23 protein-coding genes are annotated in these 24,757 nt (G+C 63.4%); 10 read left to right on the top strand and 13 right to left on the bottom strand.

The window, feature by feature from the left end:
- Positions 1–16: 16 nt before the first annotated feature.
- The 4 genes from ACKLLE_RS24820 (at position 17) to ACKLLE_RS24805 (ending at position 6,430) form a co-directional block, all read left to right on the top strand.
- A complete protein-coding gene (locus ACKLLE_RS24820) occupies positions 17–1,081 on the top strand; it encodes an imelysin family protein (protein WP_009394726.1) in 1,065 nt (354 codons plus the stop codon).
- Between the two features lie 2 nt (positions 1,082–1,083).
- Positions 1,084–2,181, top strand: a complete 1,098-nt coding sequence (locus ACKLLE_RS24815) for a DUF1513 domain-containing protein (protein ID WP_064303867.1) — start codon at positions 1,084–1,086, stop codon at positions 2,179–2,181.
- A 67-nt stretch (positions 2,182–2,248) separates the two neighbouring features.
- Entirely contained in the window at positions 2,249–3,370 is a 1,122-nt protein-coding gene (locus tag ACKLLE_RS24810) for an efflux RND transporter periplasmic adaptor subunit (protein ID WP_420059337.1), read from the top strand.
- 12 nt (positions 3,371–3,382) lie between these two features.
- Complete coding sequence (locus tag ACKLLE_RS24805) at positions 3,383–6,430, top strand: multidrug efflux RND transporter permease subunit (RefSeq protein WP_420059336.1); 3,048 nt, start codon at positions 3,383–3,385, stop codon at positions 6,428–6,430.
- Positions 6,431–6,521: 91 nt separating this feature from the next.
- Here ACKLLE_RS24805 and ACKLLE_RS24800 read toward each other — a convergent pair whose 3' ends face one another.
- The 5 genes from ACKLLE_RS24800 to colR form a co-directional block, all read right to left on the bottom strand.
- Positions 6,522–6,740 carry a hypothetical protein gene (locus ACKLLE_RS24800; protein WP_009394722.1) on the bottom strand — a complete coding sequence of 73 codons (219 nt, stop codon included), beginning with the start codon at positions 6,738–6,740 and terminating at the stop codon, positions 6,522–6,524.
- Complete coding sequence (locus ACKLLE_RS24795) at positions 6,740–7,450, bottom strand: lipopolysaccharide kinase InaA family protein (RefSeq protein WP_064303866.1); 711 nt, start codon at positions 7,448–7,450, stop codon at positions 6,740–6,742. Before ACKLLE_RS24795 ends, ACKLLE_RS24800 begins: the two co-directional genes overlap by 1 nt.
- Before the next feature lie 4 nt (positions 7,451–7,454).
- Positions 7,455–8,135, bottom strand: coding sequence for a class I SAM-dependent methyltransferase (locus ACKLLE_RS24790; RefSeq protein ID WP_064303865.1), 681 nt, complete (start codon positions 8,133–8,135; stop codon positions 7,455–7,457).
- A gap of 129 nt (positions 8,136–8,264) precedes the next feature.
- The gene (locus tag ACKLLE_RS24785) at positions 8,265–9,557 is read right to left on the bottom strand and encodes a sensor histidine kinase (RefSeq protein ID WP_420059335.1); all 1,293 of its coding nucleotides are present in this window, start codon (positions 9,555–9,557) and stop codon (positions 8,265–8,267) included.
- Positions 9,547–10,230: a two-component system response regulator ColR gene (gene colR / locus ACKLLE_RS24780; protein ID WP_009395556.1), complete on the bottom strand. Its 684-nt coding sequence runs from the start codon at positions 10,228–10,230 to the stop codon at positions 9,547–9,549. Before colR ends, ACKLLE_RS24785 begins: the two co-directional genes overlap by 11 nt.
- Positions 10,231–10,421: 191 nt before the next feature.
- Between colR and ACKLLE_RS24775 the strand changes: the two genes are divergently transcribed.
- On the top strand, positions 10,422–11,168 hold the full coding sequence (locus ACKLLE_RS24775) for a phosphatase PAP2 family protein (protein WP_420059334.1): 747 nt from the start codon (positions 10,422–10,424) through the stop codon (positions 11,166–11,168).
- Between the two features lie 235 nt (positions 11,169–11,403).
- On the opposite strand, the gene groL is transcribed toward ACKLLE_RS24775, so the two are convergent.
- From groL to ACKLLE_RS24750, 5 genes are all read right to left on the bottom strand, one after another.
- Positions 11,404–13,044 (bottom strand): chaperonin GroEL, encoded by a 1,641-nt coding sequence (gene groL / locus ACKLLE_RS24770; RefSeq protein WP_009395552.1) that lies wholly within the window; start codon positions 13,042–13,044, stop codon positions 11,404–11,406.
- Positions 13,045–13,092: 48 nt separating this feature from the next.
- The gene (locus tag ACKLLE_RS24765) at positions 13,093–13,386 is read right to left on the bottom strand and encodes a co-chaperone GroES (protein WP_009395550.1); all 294 of its coding nucleotides are present in this window, start codon (positions 13,384–13,386) and stop codon (positions 13,093–13,095) included.
- Positions 13,387–13,643: 257 nt separating this feature from the next.
- Positions 13,644–14,114, bottom strand: coding sequence for an FxsA family protein (locus ACKLLE_RS24760; protein ID WP_009395548.1), 471 nt, complete (start codon positions 14,112–14,114; stop codon positions 13,644–13,646).
- A gap of 63 nt (positions 14,115–14,177) precedes the next feature.
- A complete protein-coding gene (locus tag ACKLLE_RS24755; RefSeq protein WP_420059333.1) occupies positions 14,178–14,909 on the bottom strand; it encodes a HugZ family pyridoxamine 5'-phosphate oxidase in 732 nt (243 codons plus the stop codon).
- A gap of 98 nt (positions 14,910–15,007) precedes the next feature.
- Positions 15,008–16,015 carry a DUF481 domain-containing protein gene (locus ACKLLE_RS24750; protein WP_064302468.1) on the bottom strand — a complete coding sequence of 336 codons (1,008 nt, stop codon included), beginning with the start codon at positions 16,013–16,015 and terminating at the stop codon, positions 15,008–15,010.
- Between the two features lie 144 nt (positions 16,016–16,159).
- Here ACKLLE_RS24750 and ACKLLE_RS24745 point away from each other — a divergent pair, with 144 nt between their 5' ends.
- Both ACKLLE_RS24745 and ACKLLE_RS24740 read left to right on the top strand, forming a co-directional pair.
- Positions 16,160–16,513, top strand: a complete 354-nt coding sequence (locus ACKLLE_RS24745) for an MGMT family protein (RefSeq protein WP_064302467.1) — start codon at positions 16,160–16,162, stop codon at positions 16,511–16,513.
- 43 nt (positions 16,514–16,556) lie between these two features.
- On the top strand, positions 16,557–18,128 hold the full coding sequence (locus tag ACKLLE_RS24740; protein WP_009395543.1) for an AmpG family muropeptide MFS transporter: 1,572 nt from the start codon (positions 16,557–16,559) through the stop codon (positions 18,126–18,128).
- Here ACKLLE_RS24740 and ACKLLE_RS24735 read toward each other — a convergent pair whose 3' ends face one another.
- The 3 genes from ACKLLE_RS24735 to ACKLLE_RS24725 all read right to left on the bottom strand — a co-directional run bounded on the left by ACKLLE_RS24735 (position 18,129) and on the right by ACKLLE_RS24725 (position 21,000).
- A complete protein-coding gene (locus tag ACKLLE_RS24735) occupies positions 18,129–19,352 on the bottom strand; it encodes an MFS transporter (RefSeq protein WP_420059332.1) in 1,224 nt (407 codons plus the stop codon).
- 208 nt (positions 19,353–19,560) lie between these two features.
- On the bottom strand, positions 19,561–20,406 hold the full coding sequence (locus ACKLLE_RS24730; protein ID WP_009395538.1) for a mechanosensitive ion channel family protein: 846 nt from the start codon (positions 20,404–20,406) through the stop codon (positions 19,561–19,563).
- Positions 20,407–20,514: 108 nt separating this feature from the next.
- Positions 20,515–21,000, bottom strand: coding sequence for a YajQ family cyclic di-GMP-binding protein (locus tag ACKLLE_RS24725; protein ID WP_009395536.1), 486 nt, complete (start codon positions 20,998–21,000; stop codon positions 20,515–20,517).
- Between the two features lie 114 nt (positions 21,001–21,114).
- On the opposite strand from ACKLLE_RS24725, the gene ACKLLE_RS24720 reads away from it, so the two are divergent.
- The 3 genes from ACKLLE_RS24720 to ACKLLE_RS24710 are packed head-to-tail and all read left to right on the top strand — an operon-like array spanning position 21,115 to position 24,672.
- Entirely contained in the window at positions 21,115–22,032 is a 918-nt protein-coding gene (locus tag ACKLLE_RS24720; RefSeq protein ID WP_420059331.1) for a putative 2-dehydropantoate 2-reductase, read from the top strand.
- Between the two features lie 46 nt (positions 22,033–22,078).
- Positions 22,079–24,109 (top strand): ATP-binding protein, encoded by a 2,031-nt coding sequence (locus ACKLLE_RS24715; protein WP_420059330.1) that lies wholly within the window; start codon positions 22,079–22,081, stop codon positions 24,107–24,109.
- A 2-nt stretch (positions 24,110–24,111) separates the two neighbouring features.
- The gene (locus tag ACKLLE_RS24710; protein WP_064302463.1) at positions 24,112–24,672 is read left to right on the top strand and encodes a cob(I)yrinic acid a,c-diamide adenosyltransferase; all 561 of its coding nucleotides are present in this window, start codon (positions 24,112–24,114) and stop codon (positions 24,670–24,672) included.
- The last annotated feature ends 85 nt before the right edge of the window (positions 24,673–24,757 follow it).

The raw sequence follows: 24,757 nt of genomic DNA, 5'->3' as shown, positions 1-24,757 counted from the left end.
GAGAGGAGCCGGACACATGTTCCGTCCCAAGCTGTTGTTCACCAGCCTCGCCGCCCTCGCGCTGGGCGCCTGCTCGCCGCAAGACCCGCAGGCAGTGACCTCCGCCGCCATCGCCAAGCAGGTGATCATGCCGACCTACAGCCGCTGGGTCGAAGCCGACCGCCAACTGGCCGTCAGCGCCCTGGCCTATTGCGAAGGCAAGGCCAGCCTGGAAACCGCCCGTGCCGACTACCTGCACGCGCAGAAAGCCTGGGCCGAGCTGCAACCCCTGCTGATCGGGCCGCTGGCCGAAGGCAACCGCGCCTGGCAAGTGCAGTTCTGGCCGGACAAGAAAAACCTGGTCGGCCGCCAGGTCGAGGCGCTGGTCAGTGGCGACGCGCCGGTGGACGCCGAGACCGTGGCCAAGTCCAGCGTGGTGGTGCGCGGCCTGTCCGCCTACGAATACATCCTCTTCGACAGCAAGCCGGACGCCGCCAACCCGGAACAGAAGGCGCGCTATTGCCCGCTGCTGGTGGCCATCGCCGACTACCAGAAGACCATGGCCGAGGACATCCTCAAGAGCTGGAACAGCACCGACGGCATGCTCGCCCAGATGACCAAGTTCCCCAACCAGCGCTACGCCGACTCCCACGAGGCCATCGCCGACCTGCTGCGCGCCCAGGTGACTGCCCTGGATACCCTGAAGAAGAAGCTCGGCACGCCCATGGGCCGCATGAGCAAGGGCATCCCGCAGCCGCTGCAGGCCGAGGCCTGGCGCAGCCAGTCGTCGCTCAAGAGTATCGCCGCCAGCCTGGCCGCGGCCCAGGCCGTCTGGGTCGGTGTCGACAACCAGGGCCTGCGCGGCCTGCTGGGCAAGGACCAGAAAGCCCTGGCCGACAAGATCGACGCCGCCTACGCCGACGCGACGAAGAAGCTCGAGGGCAACCAGCGCACCCTCGACGAACTGCTCCAGGACGATGCCGGACGCCAGCAGCTCAACGCCATCTACGACAGCCTGAACGTGGTGCACCGCCTGCATGAAGGCGAACTGGCCAAGGCGCTGAACATCCAGCTCGGCTTCAATGCCAACGACGGTGACTGATCATGCTGCGACGCCAGGCCCTGAAACTCGGTAGCGTTCTGCTCAGCGCCCTGACCCTGGGCGGCTGGACCCTGCTGCGGCAAAAGGAACAGCCGCCCCTGTTGCTGTCTGCCCGCGATGATGCGGACGGCCAGCATTACGCGGTCGGCTATCGCCTGGACGGCACCCGGGTGTTCGCCACCCGGGTGGCCCAGCGTTGCCACGACATCATCGATCATCCCGAACTGCCCATCGCCCTGTTCGTGGCGCGTCGACCGGGGACCGAAAGCTACCTGATCGACCTGCGCGACGGGCGCCTGCTGCAAACGGTCACCTCGCAGCCCAACCGCCACTTCTACGGTCACGCGGTGATCCACAAGAGTGGCGAATGGCTGTACGCCACGGAGAACGACACCACCGACCCGGGGCGCGGCGTGCTCGGCGTGTACCGCTTCGACGGCGAGCGCCTGGTCCACAGCGGCGAGCTGTCCACCCATGGCATCGGCCCGCACCAGGTGAGCTGGCTGCCCGACGGGGAAACCCTGGTGGTGGCCAACGGCGGTATCCGTACCGAAGCGGAAAGCCGGGTGGAAATGAACCTCGACGCCATGGAACCCAGCCTGGTACTGATGCGCCGCGACGGCAGCCTGATCAGCAAGGAAACCCTCGGCCAGCAGATGAACAGCGTGCGCCACCTGGCCATCGGCAGCGATGGTACCGTGGTCGCTTGCCAGCAGTTCATGGGCGACGCCCACGAGACCGCCCAGTTGCTGGCGATCAAGCGCCCAGGCCAGCCTTTCGAGGCGTTCCCGGTTCCGGAGCACCAGTTGCAGTCGATGGCCCAGTACACCGCCAGCGTCGCCGTGCACAGCGAGTTGCGCCTGGTGGCGATGACCGCACCACGGGCCAACCGCCTGTTCATCTGGAACCTCGACGATGCCAGCGTGCGCCTCGATGCGCCGATGCCGGACTGCGCCGGCGTGGGCGCGGTGGCCGACGGCTTCGTGGTCACCTCGGGACAGGGGCGCTGCCGCCTGTACGACTGCCGTCAGGAGACGCTGGTCGGCCAGCCGCTGCAACTGCCATCAGGACTATGGGACAACCACCTGCACCTGGTGTGAATAGAGGCTGCAGGGCATAGGGCAAACGGACTAAACTTCGCCCACTTGCATCCAGGGAAATGGAACTATGCTGCGCCGTCGCATGCTGATCATGTTGGGCATCGTGCTGCTGATCGTGTTGGTCCTGGGAGGCTACAAAGGCTTCTCGATCTACAAGCAGATCCAGATGTTCTCCGCACCGAAGCCCGCCATCAGCGTGGCGGCCACCGAGGCGCGGGAGCTCGCCTGGCAGAGCCGCCTGCCGGCGGTGGGCAGCCTCAAGGCGCTGCAGGGCGTCGACCTGAGCCTGGAAACCGACGGCACGGTGACCAAGCTTATGTTCGAGTCCGGCCAGCAGGTCAAGCAGGGCCAGCCGCTGCTGGAGCTGGACCAGAAAGCCGAGATCGCCCTGCTCGGCACCGCCCAGGCCGACCTCAAGCTGGCGGAAGTGGACTTCGGCCGCGGCAGCCAACTGGTCGGCAGCCAGGCCATTTCCAAGGGCGAGTTCGATCGCCTCACTTCGCAGTTCCGGCGCAACAAGGCGGTGGTCGAGCAACTCAAGGCATCCCTGGACAAGAAAAGCATCGCTGCGCCCTTCAGCGGCACCATCGGCATCCGCCAGGTGGATGTCGGCGAGTACCTGCCCAGCGGCACGGTGATCGCCACCCTGCAGGACCTCAGCAGCCTGTACGTGGATTTCTCCATTCCGGAGCAGAGCCTGCCGAAGGTCGGCCTCGACCAGGACGTACTGATCGACGTCGCCGCCTACCCCGGCCAGACCTTCCCCGCGCGAATCAGCGCGATCAATCCCAAGGTCGAGGACGCCACGCGCAACGTGCTGGTCCGCGCCACCCTGGCCAACCCCGACGGCAAGCTGCTGCCGGGGATGTTCGCCAACGTCCAGGTACTGCTGCCCAACCCGCGCAACCAGGTGGTGGTACCGCAGAGCGCGGTGACCTACACCCTGTACGGCAATTCGGTGTATGTCGCAGTGCCGAAGAAAAACGAGAACGGCGAGCAGGAGAAGGACGCCCTGATCGCCGAGCGGCGCTTCGTCACCACGGGCGAGCACCGTGACGGCCTGGTGGTAGTGAGCAAGGGCCTGAAAGCCGGCGAGCAGGTGGTCACCGCCGGCCAGCTCAAGCTGACCCAGGGCGCATTGGTCACCATCAGCCCCGACAAGACCCTCGAACAGCCAGGCGCCAACTGACAAGGAGGCACCATGGCCTTTACCGATCCGTTCATCCGCCGCCCGGTGCTGGCCAGTGTGGTCAGCCTGCTGATCGTCCTGCTCGGCTTCCAGGCCTGGAGCAAGCTGCCGATCCGCCAGTACCCGCAGATGGAAAACGCCCTGATCACGGTCACCACCGCCTACCCCGGGGCCAACGCCGAGACCATCCAGGGCTACATTACCCAACCGATGCAACAGAGCCTGGCCAGTGCCGAGGGCATCGACTACATGACCTCGGTGAGCCGGCAGAATTTCTCGGTGATCTCGATCTACGCACGTATCGGCTCGGACAGCGACCGGCTGTTCACCGAACTGCTGGCCAAGGCCAACGAGGTGAAGAACAAGCTGCCCCAGGACGCCGAGGACCCGGTGCTGAGCAAGGAGGCGGCCGACGCCTCGGCGTTGATGTACATCAGCTTCTACAGCAGCGAGCTGAGCAATCCGCAGATCACCGATTACCTGTCGCGGGTCATCCAGCCCAAGCTGGCGACCCTGCCGGGCATGGCCGAAGCCGAGATCCTCGGCAACCAGCTGTTCGCCATGCGCCTGTGGCTCGATCCGGTACGCCTGGCCGGCTATGGCCTCAGCGCCAGCGACGTGACCGACGCGGTGCGTCGCTACAACTTCCTGTCCGCCGCCGGCGAGGTGAAGGGCGAGTACGTGGTCACCAGCATCAACGCCAACACCGAGCTGAAGTCCGCCGAGGCGTTCGCCAGCATTCCACTCAAGACCAGCGGCAACAGCCGCGTCCTGCTCGGCGACGTGGCGCGGGTGGAAATGGGCGCGGAGAACTACGACACGGTCAGTTCCTTCGACGGCACGCCATCGGTGTACATCGGCATCAAGGCCACGCCCGGGGCCAACCCGCTGGATGTGATCAAGGAAGTGCGCAAGCTGATGCCGGAACTCGAGGCCCAGCTGCCGCCGAACCTCAAGGCCTCCATCGCCTATGACGCCACCCTGTTCATCCAGGCCTCGATCGACGAGGTGGTGAAGACCCTGGTCGAGGCGGTGCTGATCGTCATCGTCGTGGTGTTCCTGTTCCTCGGGGCCTTGCGCTCGGTGCTGATCCCGGTGATCACCATCCCGCTGTCGATGATCGGCGTGCTGTTCTTCATGCAGCTGATGGGCTACTCGCTGAACCTGCTGACCCTGCTGGCGATGGTGCTGGCCATCGGCCTGGTGGTGGACGATGCGATCGTCGTGGTGGAAAACATCCATCGGCACATCGAGGAAGGCAAGACGCCGTTCGAGGCATCGCTGGAAGGGGCGCGGGAAATCGCCATGCCGGTGGTGTCGATGACCATCACCCTGGCCGCCGTGTATGCGCCGATCGGCTTCCTCGAAGGGCTGACCGGAGCCCTGTTCAAGGAGTTCGCCCTGACCCTGGCCGGGGCGGTGATCATCTCCGGGATCGTCGCCCTCACCCTGTCGCCGATGATGTGCGCCAAGCTGCTGCGCCACGAGGAGAATCCCAGCGGCCTGGCCCATCGCCTGGACCTGATTTTCGAACGGCTCAAGCTGCGCTATCAGAAGCTGCTTCACGCCACCCTGGACACCCGGCCGGTAGTGATCGTCTTCGGTATCATCGTGCTCTGCCTGATCCCGGTGTTCCTCAAGTTCAGCACCTCGGAGCTGGCACCGAACGAGGACCAGGGGATCATCTTCATGATGGCCACGGCGCCGCAGCCGGCCAACCTGGATTACCTGAATGCCTACACCGGCGAGTTCACGAAGATCTTCAAGGAATTCCCGGAGTACTACTCGTCGTTCCAGATCAATGGCTTCAATGGCGTGCAGTCGGGAATCGGCGGCTTCCTGCTCAAGCCGTGGGGCGATCGCAAGCGCACGCAGATGGAGCTGTTGCCGGAGGTGCAGCACAAGCTCGACAGCATCGCCGGGCTGCAGATCTTCGGCTTCAACCTGCCGGCGCTGCCAGGCACGGGCGAGGGCCTGCCGTTCGCCTTCGTGATCAACACGCCAAACGACTACGAGTCGCTGCTGGATGTGGCCCAGCGGGTCAAGGAGCGCGCCGAGAAGTCCGGCAAGTTTGCCTTCCTTGACATCGACCTGGCCTTCGACAAGCCGGAAGTGGTGGTGGATATCGATCGGGCCAAGGCCGCGCAGATGGGGGTGTCCATGGATGTGCTGGGCAGTACCCTGGCGACCCTGCTCGGCGAGGCGGAGATCAACCGCTTCACCATCGACGGGCGCAGCTACAAGGTGATCGCCCAGGTCGAGCGGGCCTACCGCGACAACCCGGACTGGCTGAACAGCTACTACGTGAAGAACCAGGACGGGCAGATGCTGCCGCTGTCCACCCTGATCACCGTCAGCGATCGGGCCCGGCCGCGCCAACTCAACCAGTTCCAGCAACTCAACTCGGCGATCATCTCCGGTTTCCCGCTGGTCAGCATGGGCGAAGCCTTGCAGGAGGTGCGCAGCATCGCCCAGCAAGAGGCGCCGGCCGGCTTCGCCTTCGACTATGCCAGTGCGGCCAGGCAATACGTGCAGGAGGGCAGCGCCCTGTGGGTCACCTTCGGCCTGGCCCTGGCGATCATCTTCCTGGTGCTGGCGGCGCAGTTCGAAAGCTTCCGCGATCCGCTGGTGATCCTGGTGACGGTGCCGATGTCGATCTGCGGGGCGCTGATCCCGTTGTTCCTCGGCCTGTCGAGCCTGAATATCTATACACAGGTTGGGTTGGTGACACTGATCGGGTTGATCAGCAAGCACGGGATCCTGATCGTCGAGTTCGCCAACCAGTTGCGCGAGCACAAGGGACTGTCGGTAAGGGAAGCGATCGAGGAAGCTGCGGCGATTCGCCTGCGCCCGGTGCTGATGACCACGGCGGCGATGGTGTTCGGCATGGTGCCGTTGATCATTGCCACGGGTGCCGGTGCGGTTAGCCGGTTCGATATCGGGATGGTGATCGCCACGGGGATGTCGGTGGGGACGCTGTTTACCCTGTTCGTATTGCCTTGCGTCTATACGTTGCTGGCGAAGAAGGATGAACCGCGTACGGTCGAGCAGACCGTGTAAACATTGAGGGCCTCATCGCCGGCAACGCCGGCTCCCACATTGTGGGAGCCGGCATTGCCGGCGATGAGGCCCTCCTGGTTGAAGCAGCCCTTCAGCCCTGAGCACGAAGCCCCTGGCTCATGCCGAACAGAAACAGCAGCAGGTCATGGTCGGGCTGCACCTGGACCTGCGGTTTCGCCGCCCGTGGCAGTGGACAGTGCGTGGAGGCACTGATCACACCCGGACGAGGCTGCTCCCAGGCGGCGACCGCAACGGTCGCGGTAGCCAGGGCAGCCAGAAGAAACACACTTCGAGCTATTTCTAGTTTCATCACTCTAAACCTTTGACTGCGCTGCCAAACGCCATACGGTAAAAGTAGAGCAGCTTTTCCCAATCGGCGTCGCTGAACGACGAATGGCGGCGCAACTGGCGCAGATCATGGGCGGCGGCGCGGTGCTTGCTGAAGCGCTGCCGACACTTTTCCAGATCCAGCAGTGCCACTTCGGCACGCGCCTCTTTGCCCTCACCCGTCACTTTGACGAAAACATGTTTCGAATAAAGGCAGCCATGCTGCCAACGCCCCGTGTGCATGCGCGCCAGGTTGCGTGCCAGATCCTCGAGGATGCTGTCGTGCAGTGCTTCGCCATGACGCTCCCGACCACCCTTGGCGTACCAGACGTCGATTTCCTCGAAGCCATCCAGCGCCTCGCTGACCAGCAGCGCCCGCCATTGCCGCTCGGCATCGCGCTCGACGCCGCAGTAGACGATCCTGGGGACCCGCACGCCCAACTGCCCGCAACCGGTCAGTGCGGCATATTCGCGCAACACCGTGGGGCGACCGAAGGGATGCAACAGACTGCGGTAGATATGTCCGACCTGGCGCTTGGCATAGAGCAGGTGTCCACTGTCGTCACGCAGGCGTTGTACACCGCTTTCGCCGCCCCGACGCTGGTTGGGCTCTTCCACCCACTCGCCCTGTTGCTGCCAGAAATACTTGAATCGGTCATTTCCGGCCTGTCGGCCCGCATCGGTAACATCCATTCACTCAACCCTTTCGTAATACATAAACCCGCCACATGGCATAGAACGGTAGAAAGTCCATTCGTTCCTGGATACGGAAACCTGCCGCCCTGAATTCTTCCTCGACCGTAGCCGCCGGTAACACGAAGCGATTCTGGTAACCCCCGGTCTCACCGCGGGCGATACGCTGTGCTTCGAGCTTTTTCCGGCGCCAAGCCTTGATATTGCCGTCGACCCATAGCGAAAGGATCACGCTATCACGGGTAACCCTTTGAAATTCCTTGAGGATTTTCATCCTGTGAGGTGCTTCACCGATATGGTGGAACAGGCGCATGCAGAAAATGCTGTCGACGGCGTTATCAGGCAAATCGATGTCGAACGCAGAAGTCTGCAAAGGACGTACCCGTTCTACGATATTCGCGGGCTGCGACCGGCAAGCGGTCTCCAGCATGGCCGGCGAATTGTCGGCACCGATGATCACCCGGTTGGGCTTTTCCGCCAGCAGGGGCCAGAAACGCCCTGCACCGCACGGCAGGTCCAGCACCAGGCCTGGCTCGCCGGCCAGGGTCAGGGCACGCCGGGCCAGTTGCTCATCGCGCTGATGGGACAGGCGACGGGCCAGGCTGGCCTGGTGTTTTTCGTAGTACTGCTGGGCGTGCTGGCGGTCGTACTTGTTGGAAAACTCAAGCTTGATAGGGCTGGACATGAAGGATCTCCTGACTGCAATGAGCGCCACGTTACGAGTGGCGACGTTGCCGTCAGGTCATGTCGTTGTGAAAAAAACGTCAGATCAAAACCGAGGTTTTACAAAGTATTACCGCTCTCCCCTTGTCCCTCAGGCATCCGGCGCCACGCCCTTGTCGCCCAGGTTCACATGGAAACGACAGCCATGGGGCTGGGTTTCGCTCAGGGTCACCACCCAGCCCTGGTCATCGCAGATCCGCTGCACCAATGACAGGCCAAGCCCGAGGCCTTCGCCGCGCTTCTCTGCGCCACGCACGAACGGCTGGAACATCGCCTCGCGCTGTTCCTCGGGGATGCCTACGCCGCTGTCCTCGACGGTAAAGCCATCGGCCTCGAGGGTCAGGCGGATAAAGCCCTCATCGGTGTAATGGGCCGCGTTGCGCAGCAGGTTGCCCATGACCGAATGCAGGAAGGTGGCGTTGTACAGCTTCGGTGAAAGGTCGTTGACCACCAGGCTCAGCTTCAGGCCTTTCTGCTCGATGGTGTCGCGCCAGACGCCGATCAGATCGTCGCCGGCCTCCTTCAGGGTGGTCCGTGACGCCACCGCGCCTTCGTCGCGCTGGGCCCGGGCAAGCATCAGGAAGGTCTTGACCAGCTCCTGCATTTCCTCGGTGGCCCGGGCGATCCGTTCCACTTGGGCGCGGGCGCGACCATCGATACCGGGATACTCCATCAACAGCTCGCAGGAGCTGGCCAGAACCATCAAGGGCGTGCGCAATTCATGGCTGACGTCACTGGTGAACAGCCGCTCGCGGGTCAAGGCGTCGCGCAGGCGCCCGAGCGTGGCGTCGAAGGCAACCGCCAGCTGGCCCACTTCGTCTGCCGCATAATCGGGGGCCAGCGGCGGCGCCAGGCCGAGCAACTGGTCGCGATGACGTACCTGACGCGCCAGGCGGATCACCGGCGCCATTACCCGGCGTGCCAGGACCCAGCCGAGGAATACCGCCAGCGCCAGGCTGAGTACGAAGCCCACCACCACCACGGCGAACAGCACCCGCTCGCGCTCTTCGAAATCGCTCTGGTCCTGCAGCAGCACATAGCGCCGTCCGTCAACCACCTCGACCATGGCGTGGTAGGACAGGTGTTCGCGGAACACCTCGTGGAAACCAGGGTTGAGATGGCGAAGGTCCGATGGCAGGGCGAAATCGTCACGGCCGCCACTGTAGTAGAACAACTGGTCGGGGCGGGGCCGGTGGCTCCATTCGCTGACGCTGTCCATCAGCAGCAGGCGCTGCAGGTCACCGCCGAGCACCGAGGAAATCAGGCGCTCCTCCACCAGGTGCACGGTAGCCACGATACCGAAGGCAAAGGCCCCGGCCACCAGTGCGCTCATCAGGGCAAAGGCAATGATGATCCGCTGCGCGAGGCTTTGCTTAAACTCCATCACGGCCCTCGGCCAGGCGGTAACCGACACCGTGCACGGTATGCAGCAGAGGCTTGTCGAAAGGCTTGTCGATTACCTGGCGCAATTGGTGAACGTGGCTGCGCAGGCTGTCGCTGTCCGGGCAGTCGTCACCCCAGAGGGCATCTTCCAGGACCTCGCGGCGCAGCACGTGGGGGCTTTTCTGCATCAGCACGGCGAGCAGCTTGAGGCCGACCGGGTTGAGCTTGAGCAGGCGGCCCTGACGGGTAACTTCCAGGGTGTCCAGGTCATAGCTCAGGTCGCCCACTTGCAGGCTGCGACGCCCGCCACCCTGGGCCCGGCGCAGCACGGCCTCGATGCGCGCGGCCAGTTCGGACAGGGCGAACGGCTTGAGCAGGTAGTCGTCGGCACCGGAACGGAAGCCCTGCAGGCGGTCGTCCAACTGGTCGCGGGCGGTGAGCATGATCACCGGGGTGTCGCGTCGGGCATCCTCGCGCAGGCGCTTGCACAGGGTATAGCCGTCGATGCCGGGCAACATGATATCGAGGACGATCAGGTCGTAGTGCTCGGTGGCGGCCAGGTGCAGACCGGACAGGCCGTCCTGTGCGCAATCCACGGTGTAGCCCTTGAGCCCCAGGTAATCGGCCAGGTTGGCCAGGATATCGCGGTTGTCTTCAACCAGTAGAATGCGCATGGCGTCCCTCTTCGTCGTGCTGGCGGCCTTCAGTCGGCCCTTCAGGTGGCGCAGCTTACGGTCATAGTAGACAACCCGCTAGGGCATTACGCCTACATTGTCACCTGACGTTTTTTTCACGACGGATTCACGAACGGCCCATGTGCCAGGACGGAGAATCGCGGGTCGTCTCCCTTCCGTCAGGATCACCCATGCCCGCAGCCTACGATTTCCATCCGTCGCGCCCGCTCAATCCGTGGATTGTACTGGGCATCCCCCTGTTGACCGCCGTGATCCTGATTCTTCTGGAAATGACCGACCTGGACATGATCCTGGCCAACCAGTTCTTCGATCACAGCGCCGGCCAGTTCATCGGGCGCCATAGCTACTTCCTGGAAAATATCCTGCATGACCGGGCCAAGCAGGTGGTGATCGGCTTCAGCGTACTGGCCATCATCGGCTTCCTGGCCAGCTTCGCCATGCAGCGGCTGAAGCCGATCCGCCGTGAGCTGGGCTGCCTGGTGCTGACCCTGGGCCTGGCCACCGGCTTCGTCACCCCGCTCAAGGCGGTGACTGCCGTACAGTGCCCCTGGAGCCTGAGCGAGTTCGGCGGCAAGGAAACCTACAGCAAGCTGCTTGAAGCGCGCCCCCAGACCGACAAACCCGGCCGTTGCTGGCCAGGTGGGCATGCCGCTACCGGCTTTACCCTGTTTGCGCTGTTCTTCGTATTGCGCGATCGCCGGCCGCGCATGGCCAAGGCTGCACTGGTGTTCGCCTTTGCCCTCGGCACGGTGTTCTCCATCGGGCGCATGCTGCAGGGGGCGCACTTCTTCTCGCACAACGTGTGGACCGCGGTGTTCTGCTGGCTGATCGGACTGGGGTGCTATTACCTGGTGCTGTACCGCCGCAAGGCGCCTGTGCCAAGTGCCGAGGCCGTCAAGGTTGCCCAGGCCGGATAAACAACACGGAAGCTTGTGGGAGCTTGCCAGCAATGAGGTCGGCTTGAGCAACGATGGTGTCAGGTCGGGCCCAATCGCTGGCAACGCCAGCTCCCACAAGGTCCTGAGCCAGCTGTGGGATTTGTGTCCGACACATGGCCCTGTGGGAGCTGGCGTTGCCAGCGATGAGGCCCGACCGGGCATAAAAAAGCCCCGCATCTAGCGGGGCTCTTTTTTGCAGCAGGGCAAGGCTGGCTTACATCATGCCGCCCATGCCACCCATGCCGCCCATGTCCGGCATGCCGGCAGCAGGCTTGTCTTCAGGCAGGTCGGCAACCATGGCCTCGGTGGTGATCATCAGACCGCCGATCGAAGCAGCAGCTTGCAGCGCCGAACGGGTGACCTTGGCAGGGTCCAGGATACCCATGTCGATCATGTCGCCGTACTCGCCGGTGGCAGCGTTGTAACCGAAGTTGCCGGTACCTTGCTTGACCTTATCGACTACCACGCTTGGCTCGTCGCCGGCGTTGGCAACGATCTGGCGCAGCGGCGCTTCAACAGCGCGACGCAGCAGGGCGATACCGACGTTTTGGTCTTCGTTGTCGCCACGCAGGTCGGCGATCGCTTGCAGCGAGCGAACCAGGGCGACACCACCGCCAGGCACCACGCCTTCTTCGACGGCTGCACGGGTAGCGTGCAGGGCGTCTTCAACGCGGGCTTTCTTCTCTTTCATCTCGACTTCGGTGCCAGCACCGACCTTGATCACGGCAACACCGCCAGCCAGCTTGGCCAGGCGCTCTTGCAGTTTTTCACGGTCGTAGTCGGACGAGGTTTCTTCGATCTGGGCACGGATCTGCTTGACGCGTGCTTCGATGTCGGACTCTGCACCAGCACCATCGATGATGGTGGTGTTTTCCTTGGACAGGGTGACGCGCTTGGCGTTGCCCAGGTGCTCCAGGGTAGCGGATTCCAGGCTCAGGCCGATTTCCTCGGAGATTACGGTACCGCCGGTCAGGACGGCGATGTCCTGCAGCATGGCCTTGCGGCGGTCGCCGAAGCCAGGCGCCTTGACCGCAGCAACCTTGACGATGCCGCGCATGTTGTTGACGACCAGGGTCGCCAGCGCTTCGCCTTCGACGTCTTCAGCCACGATCAGCAGCGGACGGCCGGCCTTGGCAACGGCTTCCAGGACTGGCAGCAGTTCGCGGATGTTGGAGATCTTCTTGTCGACCAGCAGCAGCAGCGGGCCGTCCAGCTCGGCAACCATGGTGTCCGGCTTGTTGACGAAGTAAGGGGACAGGTAGCCGCGGTCGAACTGCATGCCTTCGACGACGGACAGTTCGTTTTCCAGGCCCGAGCCTTCTTCGACGGTGATCACGCCTTCTTTACCGACTTTTTCCATGGCTTCGGCGATGATGTCACCGATGGAGTTGTCGGAGTTGGCGGAGATGGTGCCTACCTGGGCGATGGCCTTGGAGTCGGCGCATGGCTTGGACAGGGCCTTCAGTTCCTTGACGATGGCCAGGGTGGCCTTGTCGATGCCGCGCTTGAGGTCCATCGGGTTCATGCCGGCGGCAACCGATTTCAGACCTTCGCTGACGATGGCCTGGGCCAGTACGGTAGCGGTGGTGGTACCGTCACCGGCTTCGTCGTTGGCCTTGGAGGCAACGTCTTTCAGCAGCTGGGCGCCCATGTTTTCGAAGGCGTCTTTCAGCTCGATTTCTTTGGCGACGGATACGCCGTCCTTGGTGATGGTCGGAGCGCCGAAGCTCTTCGCCAGGACTACGTTGCGGCCTTTCGGGCCCAGGGTCGCTTTTACTGCGTCAGCCAGAACGTTGACACCAACGAGCATTTTCTTGCGGGCGGAATCGCCGAATTTTACGTCTTTAGCAGCCATGATCGTTTAATCCTTGAATACTTTTCGAGTAACGGGAAACCAGCGGAATCAACCTTCGACAACGGCGAGGATTTCGTTCTCGCTCATTACCAGCAGGTCTTCGCCGTCAACTTTCACAGTGTTGCTGCCCGAGTAAGGGCCGAAAACGACTTTGTCACCCACTTTCACGGCCAGCGCGCGCACTTCACCGTTGTCCAGGATGCGACCGGTGCCAACGGCGACTACTTCGCCACGATTGGGCTTTTCAGCGGCCGAGCCTGGCAGAACGATACCGCCAGCGGTTTTCGATTCTTCTTCGCTGCGGCGGATAACGACGCGGTCATGCAGAGGACGAAGCTTCATTGTCGATCTCTCCTGATTGTGGTTTTCATCGGCCGGTCCATGACCGGCGGGTGGTTGCTTCCGGCGTTGCCGGTGGTGGCTCGCGGGGGCGGGCCACGCTCGTGTTTGTCTGGTGCGAAATGCCCAGAAACCTTGCGGTGACCCATACATAGGGGCGCCCAAGGGGATTACAAGCCTCGCCCATGAATTTTTTTGCAATGAACGCCACGGAATGAAAAACGGCCCTTGGAAGGGCCGTTTTCGGGGAGGGTCGTGATTCAGGAATCGCGGTGTTCGTACTCACCCTCGATCACATTCGGCTGCCGCGGATTACGCCCCTGGGCACCGGGCTGGTTGTTCATGTACTCATCGGCGAACGCGCGCTGGCGCATGGCCTGCGCCTCGGCGCGCTCGCGAAGCTTGCGCCCGAGCAGGCGACGCACGAACGGCAGCAGCAGCACCAGGCCAAACACATCGCTGATAAAGCCGGGAATCAGCAGCAGGCCGCCGCCCAGCGCCAGCATCAGGCCATGGAACATGTCCTCGGCGGGCATTTCGCCGCGCTGCAGGCTGTCACGGGTACGCAGCGCGGTGGCCAGGCCCGCCACCCGCACCACCAGGATACCCAGGGCGGAGCCGGCGAAGATCAGCAGCAGCGCCGGGAAGAAGCCGATGGAGCTGCTCACCTTGAAAAAGACGTACAGCTCCAGGATCGGGAAAACGAGAAACAACAGTAGAAAGGCACGCATCGAGGTTTCCTCAGCGGAAGACATCTTCCAATAGACCCCAGATGGTAACTTTAGCTCGTAATTTCAAGCCTCGGCCGTCTGCGACTGCGGCCATTTCTCGGCGTGGGCCAGCAAAACCAGGGCTTCACGGACTTGTGTCGGCGTGTTGCAAGGCTCCGGGAATGCCAGCCAGTACAGCGCCTGGCCGATGCGCAGGTGCACGCCTTCACTGTCTATCCCGGCCAGTTGCGCCGGTACCGAATCCGGCAGGCCGCTGAGGGCGACGTAATGGGCGATCGCCTTGGCGTGATCGCTGTTCATGTGTTCCACCATGCCCGCCTCGACCTTGCCGGCGAAGGGGTTGGCCAGGGTCAGCTGGTCGATCCAGTGGATGGCGCCGAAGCCGCCTATATAACGATGGCGCACCGGCTGCAGCACCCAGAAATCGAAATCATGGGCGCTGTGGTAGTTGCGCGATTCGGGGAAGTACCGGTAGTAGCGCTCGGCTGCGGCTTCGATGGCCTCGGCCTGTTCCAGCTTGCGCGCCTCGGCCAGCACGGTCAGGCGACCCACCGCCTGGACATCCTCGGCCCCGCGCTCGCCCACCAGCAGCGAACACTTAGGGTCCTTCTGCAGGTTATGGGTGTGCTGGGCGATACGGCTGATCAATATCAGCGGGTTACCCTCGGCATCCAGGCAGTACGGCACCACGGAACCGAACGGAAAGCCGGGCATGGACTTGGAATGGGTCGAGAGCACCCCGCGGTACTCCTTCAACAGCAATTCTCGGGCGGGCCTGGCTACGTTGGCGCTCACGTCTGCACTCCTGGAAACTAACCGCCCGGCACGGGCGGCGACCACGACAAGCTAATCATTATCGTTGCCGATGCCAAGGGCCCGCCTCCCGGCTGCGGTTACCAGGTCACGCCGAAGCCGGCGGTATAGCGGGTCTTGTCCAGGTCGCTGTCGCGGGTGCCGCTGATGATGTCCTTCTCGGCCTTGAGATTGAGCGACGCCCATTCGGTGACCTTGTAGCGCAGGCCCAGCTCGGCATCCAGGCTGTAGTCGGCGACATTGCCCAGCGGCTTGCCGACTTCGCCATTGGTGAAGAGCTCGACGCTCTTGCCGATCAGGAAGCGGTTGTAGTTCCACTTCATGCCGATCGAGTAGAAGTTGTCCTTGCCGCCGTCGGCGTACTCGTAATCGGTGCGGTTGAGCAGCGAGCCGAGGGAGAAGGCGCCCAGCTCGTCGTCCCAGAACTGGTAGCCCGGGCCAGTACCCACGGTGCGCTGGCGAGCCAGGTCCTCGATGTGGTCGCGCTTGTATTCCAGGCGCCCCTGCCAGAACCACTGGTCGGTGATGAAGCGGTCGAGCGCGTATTCGGCGCTCCAGTTATTGGTGGTGGTGACGTCGTCCTTGCTGTCGCGGTTGTATTCGCCTTCGGCATTGTGCCGCCAGCGCCCGTGACGAGCGGTGGTCTTGAAGTCGACGTCATAGTCATCGGTATCGGTTTCAGCGCGCTTGTAGTCCAGGGCCAGGTCTACGTTGCCTTTCCAGATCAGGTCCTCGACCACCGGCTTGGGCTTCATGATCTGCTGGATACTGGCCAGTTCCACGGTTTTTGGCGCTTCACCGTTGGCCAGGGTGACCTGGCCCTCCTCGGCAGCGTGCAGCGACTTGGCCCGCTCACCGTTGTATTCGTCCTGCTTGACCAGCAGTTCCTGGTCGCTCTCCAGGGTCTTGACCTGCTTCCAGTCCAGCGCGATGGAGCCGCCGTAGGGTGTCTCCAGCAGCAGTTTGCCGCCATCGAACACCTTGATCTTGCCGCTCAGGCGGTCGCCGTTCTTCATCCACACGGTATCGGCGAGAGCCGGCGTACAGGCGCCAACCAGTGCAAGGCACAACAGGGTTCTAGAATACATAGGCAATACTGGAATTCAGGTTCGCGAAAAAAGTCGGGCATTATCCGGATGCCCGGGACCAGAGCAAGGAAAGACCCACCCAATGCCAATGAGTTCAATTACCAGGTATGCCCGCGTGTGTGTCACCAGACGGATACCACGCGAATGAGTTCTGCCCTCGACATGACCCAGGAAAGTGCCGAAAGCCGACGAACGGCCCTCTACCTGGTGCTCAACCAGATCCCGCCGGGCAAGGTGGTGAGCTATGGCGAACTGGCCGAAATGGCCGGCCTGGGCCGCGCCGCGCGCTGGGTCGGACGCACGCTCAGCCAGTTGCCGGCCGACACGCGCCTGCCCTGGCACCGGGTACTGGGCGCCGGCGGTCGCCTCAGCCTCGAACAAGGAACGCCCTCGGGCGATGAACAACGGGCGCGGCTGCGCGCCGAAGGGGTCGGCATGCACAACAATCGTGTCAATATGTCACGGCATGGCTGGCGTCCGATGGATCACAACAGTTAGAGTGCGCGCTTTGTGTTCGTAATCTTGAGGCAGATGTTGGCCCATGCCCCGTAAAACCTGGCGCGCTGCGCTCGCTGCCTATGCCAGCCCGTCGACCGTGGTGCTCCTGCTGCTCGGCTTCGCCGCCGGCCTGCCTTACATGTTGGTGTTCTCGACGCTTTCGGTGTGGTTGCGCGAGGCCGGGGTGGCCCGTGAGACCATCGGCTACGCGAGCCTGATCGGCCTGGCCTACGCCTTCAAATGGGTCTGGTCGCCGTTGCTCGACCAATGGCGCCTGCCGCTGCTGGGCAAGCTTGGCAGGCGCCGTTCATGGCTGGTGCTGGCGCAGATCCTGGTACTGGTCGGGCTGATCGGCATGGGCTTCTGCGATCCGCAAAAGCACCTGTCCTGGCTGATCGCCCTGGCAGTCCTGGTGGCGTTCGCCTCCGCCACCCAGGACATCGCCGTCGATGCCTACCGCCTGGAGATTGCCGACGACCAGCGCCAGGCCGCACTCGCCGCCAGCTATATGGCCGGCTACCGGGTCGCCGCCCTGCTGGCTACCGCTGGCGCACTGTTCTTTGCCGAATGGTTCGGCTCCACCGGTTTCAGCTACCTGCACAAGGCCTGGACCGGCACCTACGTGCTGTTCGGCGTGATGATGCTGCCTGCGGTGATCACCACGCTGCTGATGCGCGAACCGCCAGTCCCCTTGCGAACCCAGTTGCAGGCGGCGCGCTATGGTTTCGGCCATCAGCTGATGTCGGTATTCGTGCTGATCGTGCTGCTGGTTTCGGTTCCGGCGATGTTCACCCAGTTGTACAACACCGATTTCGCCAGCGTGCTGTTCGACGGCGTCAGCCTGCTCGACCTGCTGCTCGAAGACCGCGCCTTCCTGCGCGCCATCCTCTACACCACCCTGACCTGCCTGTGCCTCTCGTCAATGGGCCGCCGCGGCCTGGCGCCAGTGCTGACACCGGTCAACGACTTCATTCACCGTTACCGCTGGCAGGCCCTGCTGCTGCTCGGCCTGATCGCCACCTACCGCATGTCGGACACGGTGATGGGCGTAATGGCCAACGTGTTCTACATCGACCAGGGCTTCACCAAGGACCAGATCGCCAGCGTCAGCAAGATCTTCGGCCTGGTCATGACCCTGCTCGGCGCCGGCGTCGGCGGCCTGCTGATCGTGCGCTTCGGTATCCTGCCGATCCTGTTCATCGGCGGCGCCGCCTCGGCCGCCACCAATATCCTGTTCGTGATGCTGGCCGACATGGGCCCGAACATCCAGATGCTGGTCGTCACCATTTCCCTCGACAACTTCAGTTCGGGCCTGGCCACCTCGGCCTTCGTCGCCTATCTGTCGAGCCTGACCAACCTGAAGTTCTCCGCCACCCAGTACGCCCTGCTCAGCTCGATCATGCTGCTCCTGCCACGCCTGATCGGTGGCTACTCGGGCGTGCTGGTGGAGAAGTTCGGCTACCACGATTTCTTCCTGATCACCGCCCTGCTTGGCGTCCCGACCCTGATCCTGATCGCCGTGCATTGGCATCAGGAGATCCGCCGCGACAAGGAACCGCAACAGCAGGCCGGGCAACCCGCAGCGCCGCCTGCCAGCGAACAGCAGCAGCCCTGATCAGGGTTGCTGCCGCAGCACCGTTGCTAGCGGCCAGAGCGCCAGCACACCGGCCACTGCCGAGGCCAGGGCGAAGGCCAGCAGGCTGGCGCCTGCCCCCAGCATCGCCATCACCGCGCCGCCCAGGCCCAGCAGGGCGATGGTGATCATTCCCAGCATCGCCGATACCAGCCCCTTGCTCTGCTCGCTGCTGAACAGGGTCATGCGATACAGCACGGCATTACCGATGCCGAGGCCCAGGGCGTAGATCGCCAGGCCGACCACCAGGCTTGGTACGCTCGGGTAGATCCAGCTTGCCAGCACGGCCGCCGCCAGACCGATCAGAAATGGCCACAGCGCGCCGCGTACCAGTGACTTCAACGGGTAGCGATCGGCGATACGGTTGATGATCAGGTTGCCGAGGATCAAGCCGCCGAACACCGGCAATTGCCACAGGGCGTACTCCATCTTGCTGAGCCCTTCGTCATGGATCAGCAGCACGGGCGACAGGCCGATCCAGCCGATCAGCGGCAGGCCGATCAAGCCCAGGGCAGCGCTGCCCGCGACGAAGCGACGGTTGGCAAGCAGTTGCGCGTACCCGGACAACAACGGCAGCAGATGAATCGGCTGGAACTCCAGGCGCGAACCATCACGGCGTTCGACGCCGAGGGTTTCCGGCATGAAGCGGTACAGGGCCAGCCAGGCCAGCACGGCGGTTACGCCGAACAGCACGAACAGCCAGCGCCACGACACCCATTCCAGCAACAGCGTCCCCACCAGGGGCCCGAGCAGTGGCGAGAGCAAAGCGATATTGGCCAGCAGTGCCATCATCCGTACCGCGTCCGCTTCGCTGAAGGCTTCGTTGAGCGCCGGATAGCTGACCGTCACCACGAAGCCCAGGCCGATGCCCTGCAACAGGCGCAACAGGTTGAACACTTCGATGCCATCGACCCAATAGGTCGCCAGGCACGCCAGGCAAAAGAACGCGCAGCCGCCGAGCAACAACGGCCGCCGCCCATAGCGGTCGGCCAGCGGGCCGATCAGCCATTGCAGGAGTACGCCACCGAGCAGATAGAGGTTCAGCGCGTGGGGGATAAATTCGGGGCTGGCATCGAGGTCGCTGACCACCTGCGGCATGGCCGGCATCACCACGTCACTGGCGAGGTAGGTCAGGAGTTCGAACAGGGCCAGGGTCAGGGCAAAGCAGAAGGCCCGGAAAGGGGTGATCTTGATCAGCGGAGTCATGGTTCGGTCGGCAGAGGGAATCGAGACCGGCTTGTATGCCAGAAAAGCCCTGTGGACCGATAGCGGGGAGAAGTGAAGAAGTGTAATGGGCGGGGCAACGCGGACAATGTGGGAGCGGGTTCACCCGCGATAGCGCCGGTGAACTCACTACCGTAATCGCGGGTGAACCCGCTCCCACAAGGTCCCTGCTAAATCAGAAAGCTATTTGCTATTGGGCCGCAGTCTCCTGCACCACACGGATCACGCGCTGCGGAAAGGGAATGTCGATTCCTTCTTCCTTGAGCCGGTCGCGGGCATGCTCGTTGAGCATGAACATCACGTCCCAGTAATCCGCGGTGTTCACCCAGATGCGCAGGGAAACGGTGATGGAGCTGTCACCGAGGGTCGAGACCACCGCCTGCGGCGCCGGGTCCTTGTGGACACGCGGGTCGTTGTTGGCAAGCTCGAGCAGGACGTTGCGCGCCTTCTGCAGGTCGGCCTCGTAGTCGACACCTACGTCGAACACTACCTTGCGGGTCGGTTGGCGGTTGTAGTTGGTGATGATGCCGTTGGACAGGTTGCCGTTGGGCACGATCACCGTCTTGTTGTCGCCGGTACGCAGCACGGTGTGGAAGATCTGGATGCTGTCCACGGTACCGCTGACACCCTGCGCCTCGATCCAGTCGCCCAGGCGGAACGGACGGAACAGCAGGATCAGCACGCCACCGGCGAAGTTCGCCAGGCTGCCCTGCAAGGCCAGGCCGATGGCCAGGCCGGCGGCACCGATGGCGGCGACGAAGGAGGTGGTTTCCACGCCGATCATCGAAGCCACGCTGACGAACAGCAGGATCTTCAGAATGATGTTGGCCAGGGTGCTGATAAAACCTTGCAGTGCCATGTCGGCATTGCGCAAGGCCAGCAATTTGCCCAGCTTGGCGGTGACCTTGTTGATCAGCCACCAGCCGATCGCCAGGGTGACCAGCGCCAGGGCCAGGCGGCTGCCGTATTCCATGATCAACGGAATCCACGTCTGCGACGTCCTGACCAGTTGATCGACCTCTGCATTCAAATCCATATGCCCTCCTGATGCGGCACGAAACACGAATTAAAGCACCGCAAACGATTCAGCGACGCAAGGAACCTCGGACGCTGTCACAACGCCAAGGTTCCACAAGCGCGGCGGTCAGTCGCGGAAATTGTTGAACTGCAGCGGCATGCCGAACTCCTTGCCACGCAGGGCGGCGATGCACTCCTGCAGGTCGTCGCGCTTCTTGCCGGTGACGCGGATCTGCTCGCCCTGGATGGCCGCCTGCACCTTGAGCTTGGCGTCCTTGATATGAGCGACGATCTTCTTCGCCAGTTCTTTATCGATACCTTCCTTGAACACCGCTTCCTGCTTCATTTCCTTGCCGGAGGCGTAGGCATCCTTCAGTTCCAGGCACTGGACGTCGATCTTGCGCTTGACCAGGGCCAGACGCAGGATCTCGACCATGGCTTCGAGCTGGAACTCGGCTTCGGCGGTCAGGACGACGGTCTGGTCCTTCTCCTTGAACTCGAAGCTGCCCTTGCCTTTCAGGTCGTAGCGGCGGTCCAGTTCCTTGATGGCGTTTTCCACGGCGTTGGTGACTTCGTGCTTGTCCAGTTCCGATACCACGTCGAACGACGGCATACCTTTTTCTCCAGAAAATAAAAGGTGCGCTGGCACTCCTGAAGGGAGTGCGATGGAGCGCACCGGGTTTGACGGTTAAAATGCCGGGTCATTATAAACGCTTGGGAAACGCTGATGAGCAGCACCTGGCATATTCTCGGCGCCGGCAGCCTCGGCAGCCTCTGGGCCTGCCGCCTGGCCCGGGCCGGCAAACCGGTCCGCCTGATCCTGCGTAGCCCCCAGCGCCTGCAGGACTACACCGAGGCAGGCGGCCTGACCCTGGTCGAGCAAGAGCGACGGACGAGCTTCGCCATTCCCGCCGAAACCCTCGACGCGGAAACCCCGATCCAGCGCCTGCTGCTGGCGTGCAAGGCCTATGACGCAGACAAGGCCGTCGCCAGCATCGCCCATCGGCTGGCCCCGGGCGCCGAGCTGATCCTGGTGCAGAACGGCCTGGGCAGCCAGGACGAAGTCGCCGCACGGGTCCCCCGGGCCCGTTGCATCTTCGCCTCCAGCACCGAGGGCGCCTTTCGCGAACACGACTGGCAGGTGAATTTCGCCGGGCACGGCTTCAATTGGCTGGGTGATCCGGCCAATCCGCTGGCACCGACCTGGCTCGATGACCTGGCCGAGGCCGGCATTCCCTATGAATGGACGCCGGATATCCTCACCCGCCTGTGGCGCAAGCTGGCCCTGAATTGTGCGATCAATCCACTGACCGTGCTCTACGACTGCCGCAACGGCGGGCTCGCCGGGCATCACTGCGAAGTGGCGACGCTGTGCGCCGAACTGGCCGACCTGCTGCAACGCTGTGGCCAGCCACAGGCGGCGGAAAATCTGGAAAACGAGGTCCAGCGAGTGATCCAGGCCACTGCCGCGAACTACTCTTCGATGTACCAGGACGTACGCAACGGCCGGCGTACCGAAATCCACTACCTGGTCGGCCATGCCTGCCGCAGCGCAATGCGCCACGGCCAGCCGCTGCCGCACCTGGAACGGCTCTACCGGCGCCTGGTCGAACACCTGGACAGCCACGGATTGCCCAGCGACTGAGGGCAGCGCTACCCTGCCCCTCCACCCACAGGATTCTGCCGTCACCATGCCCTTGCGCGAACGCCTGGAAAACCTGCCGGTCGGCCAGAAACTGCTGGCGGCCCTGCTGGTGCTGTTGATCACCATCCTGCTGGTGGCCAACCTGACCTTCATCAGCGCTGCCTACTGGATTTCCCAGGAGGCGATGGCTCCCCAGGCCCTGCAGACCATCGGGCGCCTGGTGTCCAATCCGCAACTGGCGCAACAGGCGACCGACTCGCCGGAAGCGGCCAACCGCCTGCTCGACGAGCTGGACACCTACACCCCGCTGCGCGCTGCCGCACTGTATGGCAGCGATGGCAGGATCCTCGCCCAGTTGCAGCATGGCGAACCGATCGCCCTGCCCAAGCGCTTTCGCAATATCGAAGGCTGGCGCCTGACCGAGTTCCGCAATACCCAGCTGATTCGCCTGCCCCGTACCGGCAGCCCTCCCGGCCATCTGCTGCTGGTGGCCAGCAGCGAACTGCCCGCCGCCTTCTATACCGGCACGCTGACCGCCAGCCTCGGCATCCTGGTCTTCAGCGTATTGCTGTGGATGATCATCGCCCGGCAGATCAAGCGCCTGATCACCCAGCCGATCTACCAGCTGGAACAACTGTCGCGCCAGGTCACCCGGGAAGAGAACTATGCCCTGCGCGCACGCCCCGGCAACCATGACGAGATCGGCAGCCTGGCTGAGGCGTTCAACACCATGCTGTCGCGCATCGAGGCCCGGGAGCAGCAGCTCAAGCGCGCCCGCGACGAGTTCCAGCAGGCCTACGACCAGGCCCAGGGCCTGGCCGAGGAAACCCGCCATACCAACCGCAAGCTGGAACTGGAAGTCCAGGTACGGGGCAAGATCGAGCGCAAGCTCACCGGTTTCCAGAACTACCTCAACAGCATCATCGACTCCATGCCGTCGGCGCTGATCGCCCTCGACGAGCAGTTGTACGTGACCCAATGGAACCAGGAAGCCAGCAGCCTCTCCGGCACACCGCTGGACGAGGCGTTGAACCAGCCGATCTTCCTCGCCTTCGAACCGCTCAAGCCGTTCCTGCCGCAGCTCAAGGAAAGCGTGGAAAAGCACCGTGTGGCGAAGATCGAGCGGGTGACCTGGACACGCGACGACGAGCCGCGCCATTACGCCCTGACCTTCTACCCGCTGATGGGCGGTGGCGGCCGTGGCGTGGTGATCCGCATCGACGACATTACCCAGCGCCTGTCGCTCGAGGAAATGATGGTGCAGTCGGAAAAAATGCTCTCGGTGGGCGGCCTGGCCGCCGGCATGGCCCACGAGATCAACAACCCGCTGGGTGCCATCCTGCACAACGTGCAGAACATCCGCCGGCGCCTCTCGCCCGATCTGCCGAAGAACCTGGAAGCCGCCAGCGAGGCCGGGATCGACCTGGGCACGGTCAATCGCTACCTCGAAGCGCGCCAGGTCCCGCAATTGCTCGACGGCATCCAGCAGGCCGGGGCGCGGGCGGCGAAGATCGTCACCCATATGCTCAGCTTCAGCCGCCGCAGCAACCGGCAGATGGCGCCTTGCGACTTGCCGGCACTGATCGACCAAGCGGTGGAGATCGCCGGCAACGACTTCGACCTGACGATCGGCTTCGACTTCAAGGGCCAGGCCATCGTCCGCCAGTTCGACCCGGAGCTCGGCCCGGTACCGGGTACCGCCAACGAACTGGAACAGGTGCTGCTCAACCTGCTGAAGAATGCCGCCCAGGCCATCCACCTGCGCCAGGACAACAGCGAACCCGGGCGCATCACCTTGCGTACCCGGCTGAACCCGCCCTGGGCGGAGATCCAGGTCGAGGACAACGGTATCGGCATGCCCGAAGCGGTACGCAAGCGCACCTTCGAGCCTTTCTTCACCACCAAGGAGATCGGCCAGGGTACCGGTCTTGGGCTGTCGGTTTCGTATTTCATCATCACCAACAACCACAAGGGCCAGATGGAAGTGCAATCGAGTCCGGGCCAGGGCACCTGCTTCACCCTGCGCCTGCCTCTGGCGGCCTCGCCACTGCCGGCCCCGCGCAAACTGGAGTCATGAGCATGGGTTTCCGCCTGTCGAAGATCTACACCCGCACCGGGGACCAGGGTGAAACCGGCCTGGGCGATGGGCGCCGGGTGCCCAAGGACCATCCGCGCATCGAAGCGATCGGCGAGGTGGATACGCTGAACAGCCAGTTGGGGCTGTTGCTGGCGGGACTGGACGGCGAAGGACTGACCGAACTGATCGAGGTGCTGGCGCCTTGTCAGCATCGGCTGTTCGACTTGGGTGGCGAGCTGGCGATGCCCACTTACCAGGCGCTGGACAAGATCGAGATAGAGCGGCTGGAGACGGCGATCGATCGGTGGAACGAGGAGCTCGGGCCGCTGGAGAACTTCATCCTGCCGGGAGGCTCGGCGCTGGTTGCCCAGGCCCACGTGTGCCGGAGCCTGGCACGCAGTGCCGAGCGGCGCTGCCAGCAGTTGAATGCAGTGGAGCCCTTGGCAGGAGTTGGGCTGGCCTATATCAACCGGCTTTCCGACCTGCTGTTCGTTGCAGCGCGCTTGATCGCCCGGCGCCAGGGCATCGGCGAAATCCTCTGGCAGGCTGCCGCGAAACCCTGAAGTCGGCAAGAACAACGATGTTGTCAGGCCTGGCCCTATCGCTGGCAACGCCAGCTCCCACAGGTCCGGTGGTGCACGTGATCCC

Origin of the sequence: Pseudomonas bharatica (assembly GCF_048586865.1) — a bacterium.
Classification (GTDB): domain Bacteria; phylum Pseudomonadota; class Gammaproteobacteria; order Pseudomonadales; family Pseudomonadaceae; genus Aquipseudomonas; species Aquipseudomonas bharatica.
Note: the sequence above shows the minus strand (reverse complement) of the source record. Positions and strands in the feature narration are given on the sequence as shown.

Bases quoted from the DNA above. Each gene is read 5' to 3' on its own strand.
- ACKLLE_RS24720 (WP_420059331.1), top strand. From the start codon at position 21,115: ATGAGCAGCACCTGGCATATTCTCGGCGCCGGCAGCCTCGGCAGCCTC.
- ACKLLE_RS24730 (WP_009395538.1), bottom strand. From the start codon at position 20,406: ATGGATTTGAATGCAGAGGTCGATCAACTGGTCAGGACGTCGCAGACG.
- ACKLLE_RS24795 (WP_064303866.1), bottom strand. From the start codon at position 7,450: ATGGATGTTACCGATGCGGGCCGACAGGCCGGAAATGACCGATTCAAG.
- ACKLLE_RS24800 (WP_009394722.1), bottom strand. From the start codon at position 6,740: ATGAAACTAGAAATAGCTCGAAGTGTGTTTCTTCTGGCTGCCCTGGCT.
- ACKLLE_RS24810 (WP_420059337.1), top strand. From the start codon at position 2,249: ATGCTGCGCCGTCGCATGCTGATCATGTTGGGCATCGTGCTGCTGATC.
- ACKLLE_RS24725 (WP_009395536.1), bottom strand. From the start codon at position 21,000: ATGCCGTCGTTCGACGTGGTATCGGAACTGGACAAGCACGAAGTCACC.
- ACKLLE_RS24710 (WP_064302463.1), top strand. From the start codon at position 24,112: ATGGGTTTCCGCCTGTCGAAGATCTACACCCGCACCGGGGACCAGGGT.
- ACKLLE_RS24805 (WP_420059336.1), top strand. From the start codon at position 3,383: ATGGCCTTTACCGATCCGTTCATCCGCCGCCCGGTGCTGGCCAGTGTG.
- ACKLLE_RS24815 (WP_064303867.1), top strand. From the start codon at position 1,084: ATGCTGCGACGCCAGGCCCTGAAACTCGGTAGCGTTCTGCTCAGCGCC.
- ACKLLE_RS24745 (WP_064302467.1), top strand. From the start codon at position 16,160: ATGAGTTCTGCCCTCGACATGACCCAGGAAAGTGCCGAAAGCCGACGA.
- ACKLLE_RS24740 (WP_009395543.1), top strand. From the start codon at position 16,557: ATGCCCCGTAAAACCTGGCGCGCTGCGCTCGCTGCCTATGCCAGCCCG.
- groL (WP_009395552.1), bottom strand. From the start codon at position 13,044: ATGGCTGCTAAAGACGTAAAATTCGGCGATTCCGCCCGCAAGAAAATG.
- ACKLLE_RS24765 (WP_009395550.1), bottom strand. From the start codon at position 13,386: ATGAAGCTTCGTCCTCTGCATGACCGCGTCGTTATCCGCCGCAGCGAA.
- ACKLLE_RS24715 (WP_420059330.1), top strand. From the start codon at position 22,079: ATGCCCTTGCGCGAACGCCTGGAAAACCTGCCGGTCGGCCAGAAACTG.
- ACKLLE_RS24760 (WP_009395548.1), bottom strand. From the start codon at position 14,114: ATGCGTGCCTTTCTACTGTTGTTTCTCGTTTTCCCGATCCTGGAGCTG.
- ACKLLE_RS24750 (WP_064302468.1), bottom strand. From the start codon at position 16,015: ATGTATTCTAGAACCCTGTTGTGCCTTGCACTGGTTGGCGCCTGTACG.
- ACKLLE_RS24775 (WP_420059334.1), top strand. From the start codon at position 10,422: ATGCCCGCAGCCTACGATTTCCATCCGTCGCGCCCGCTCAATCCGTGG.
- ACKLLE_RS24785 (WP_420059335.1), bottom strand. From the start codon at position 9,557: ATGGAGTTTAAGCAAAGCCTCGCGCAGCGGATCATCATTGCCTTTGCC.
- ACKLLE_RS24735 (WP_420059332.1), bottom strand. From the start codon at position 19,352: ATGACTCCGCTGATCAAGATCACCCCTTTCCGGGCCTTCTGCTTTGCC.
- ACKLLE_RS24790 (WP_064303865.1), bottom strand. From the start codon at position 8,135: ATGTCCAGCCCTATCAAGCTTGAGTTTTCCAACAAGTACGACCGCCAG.
- ACKLLE_RS24820 (WP_009394726.1), top strand. From the start codon at position 17: ATGTTCCGTCCCAAGCTGTTGTTCACCAGCCTCGCCGCCCTCGCGCTG.
- colR (WP_009395556.1), bottom strand. From the start codon at position 10,230: ATGCGCATTCTACTGGTTGAAGACAACCGCGATATCCTGGCCAACCTG.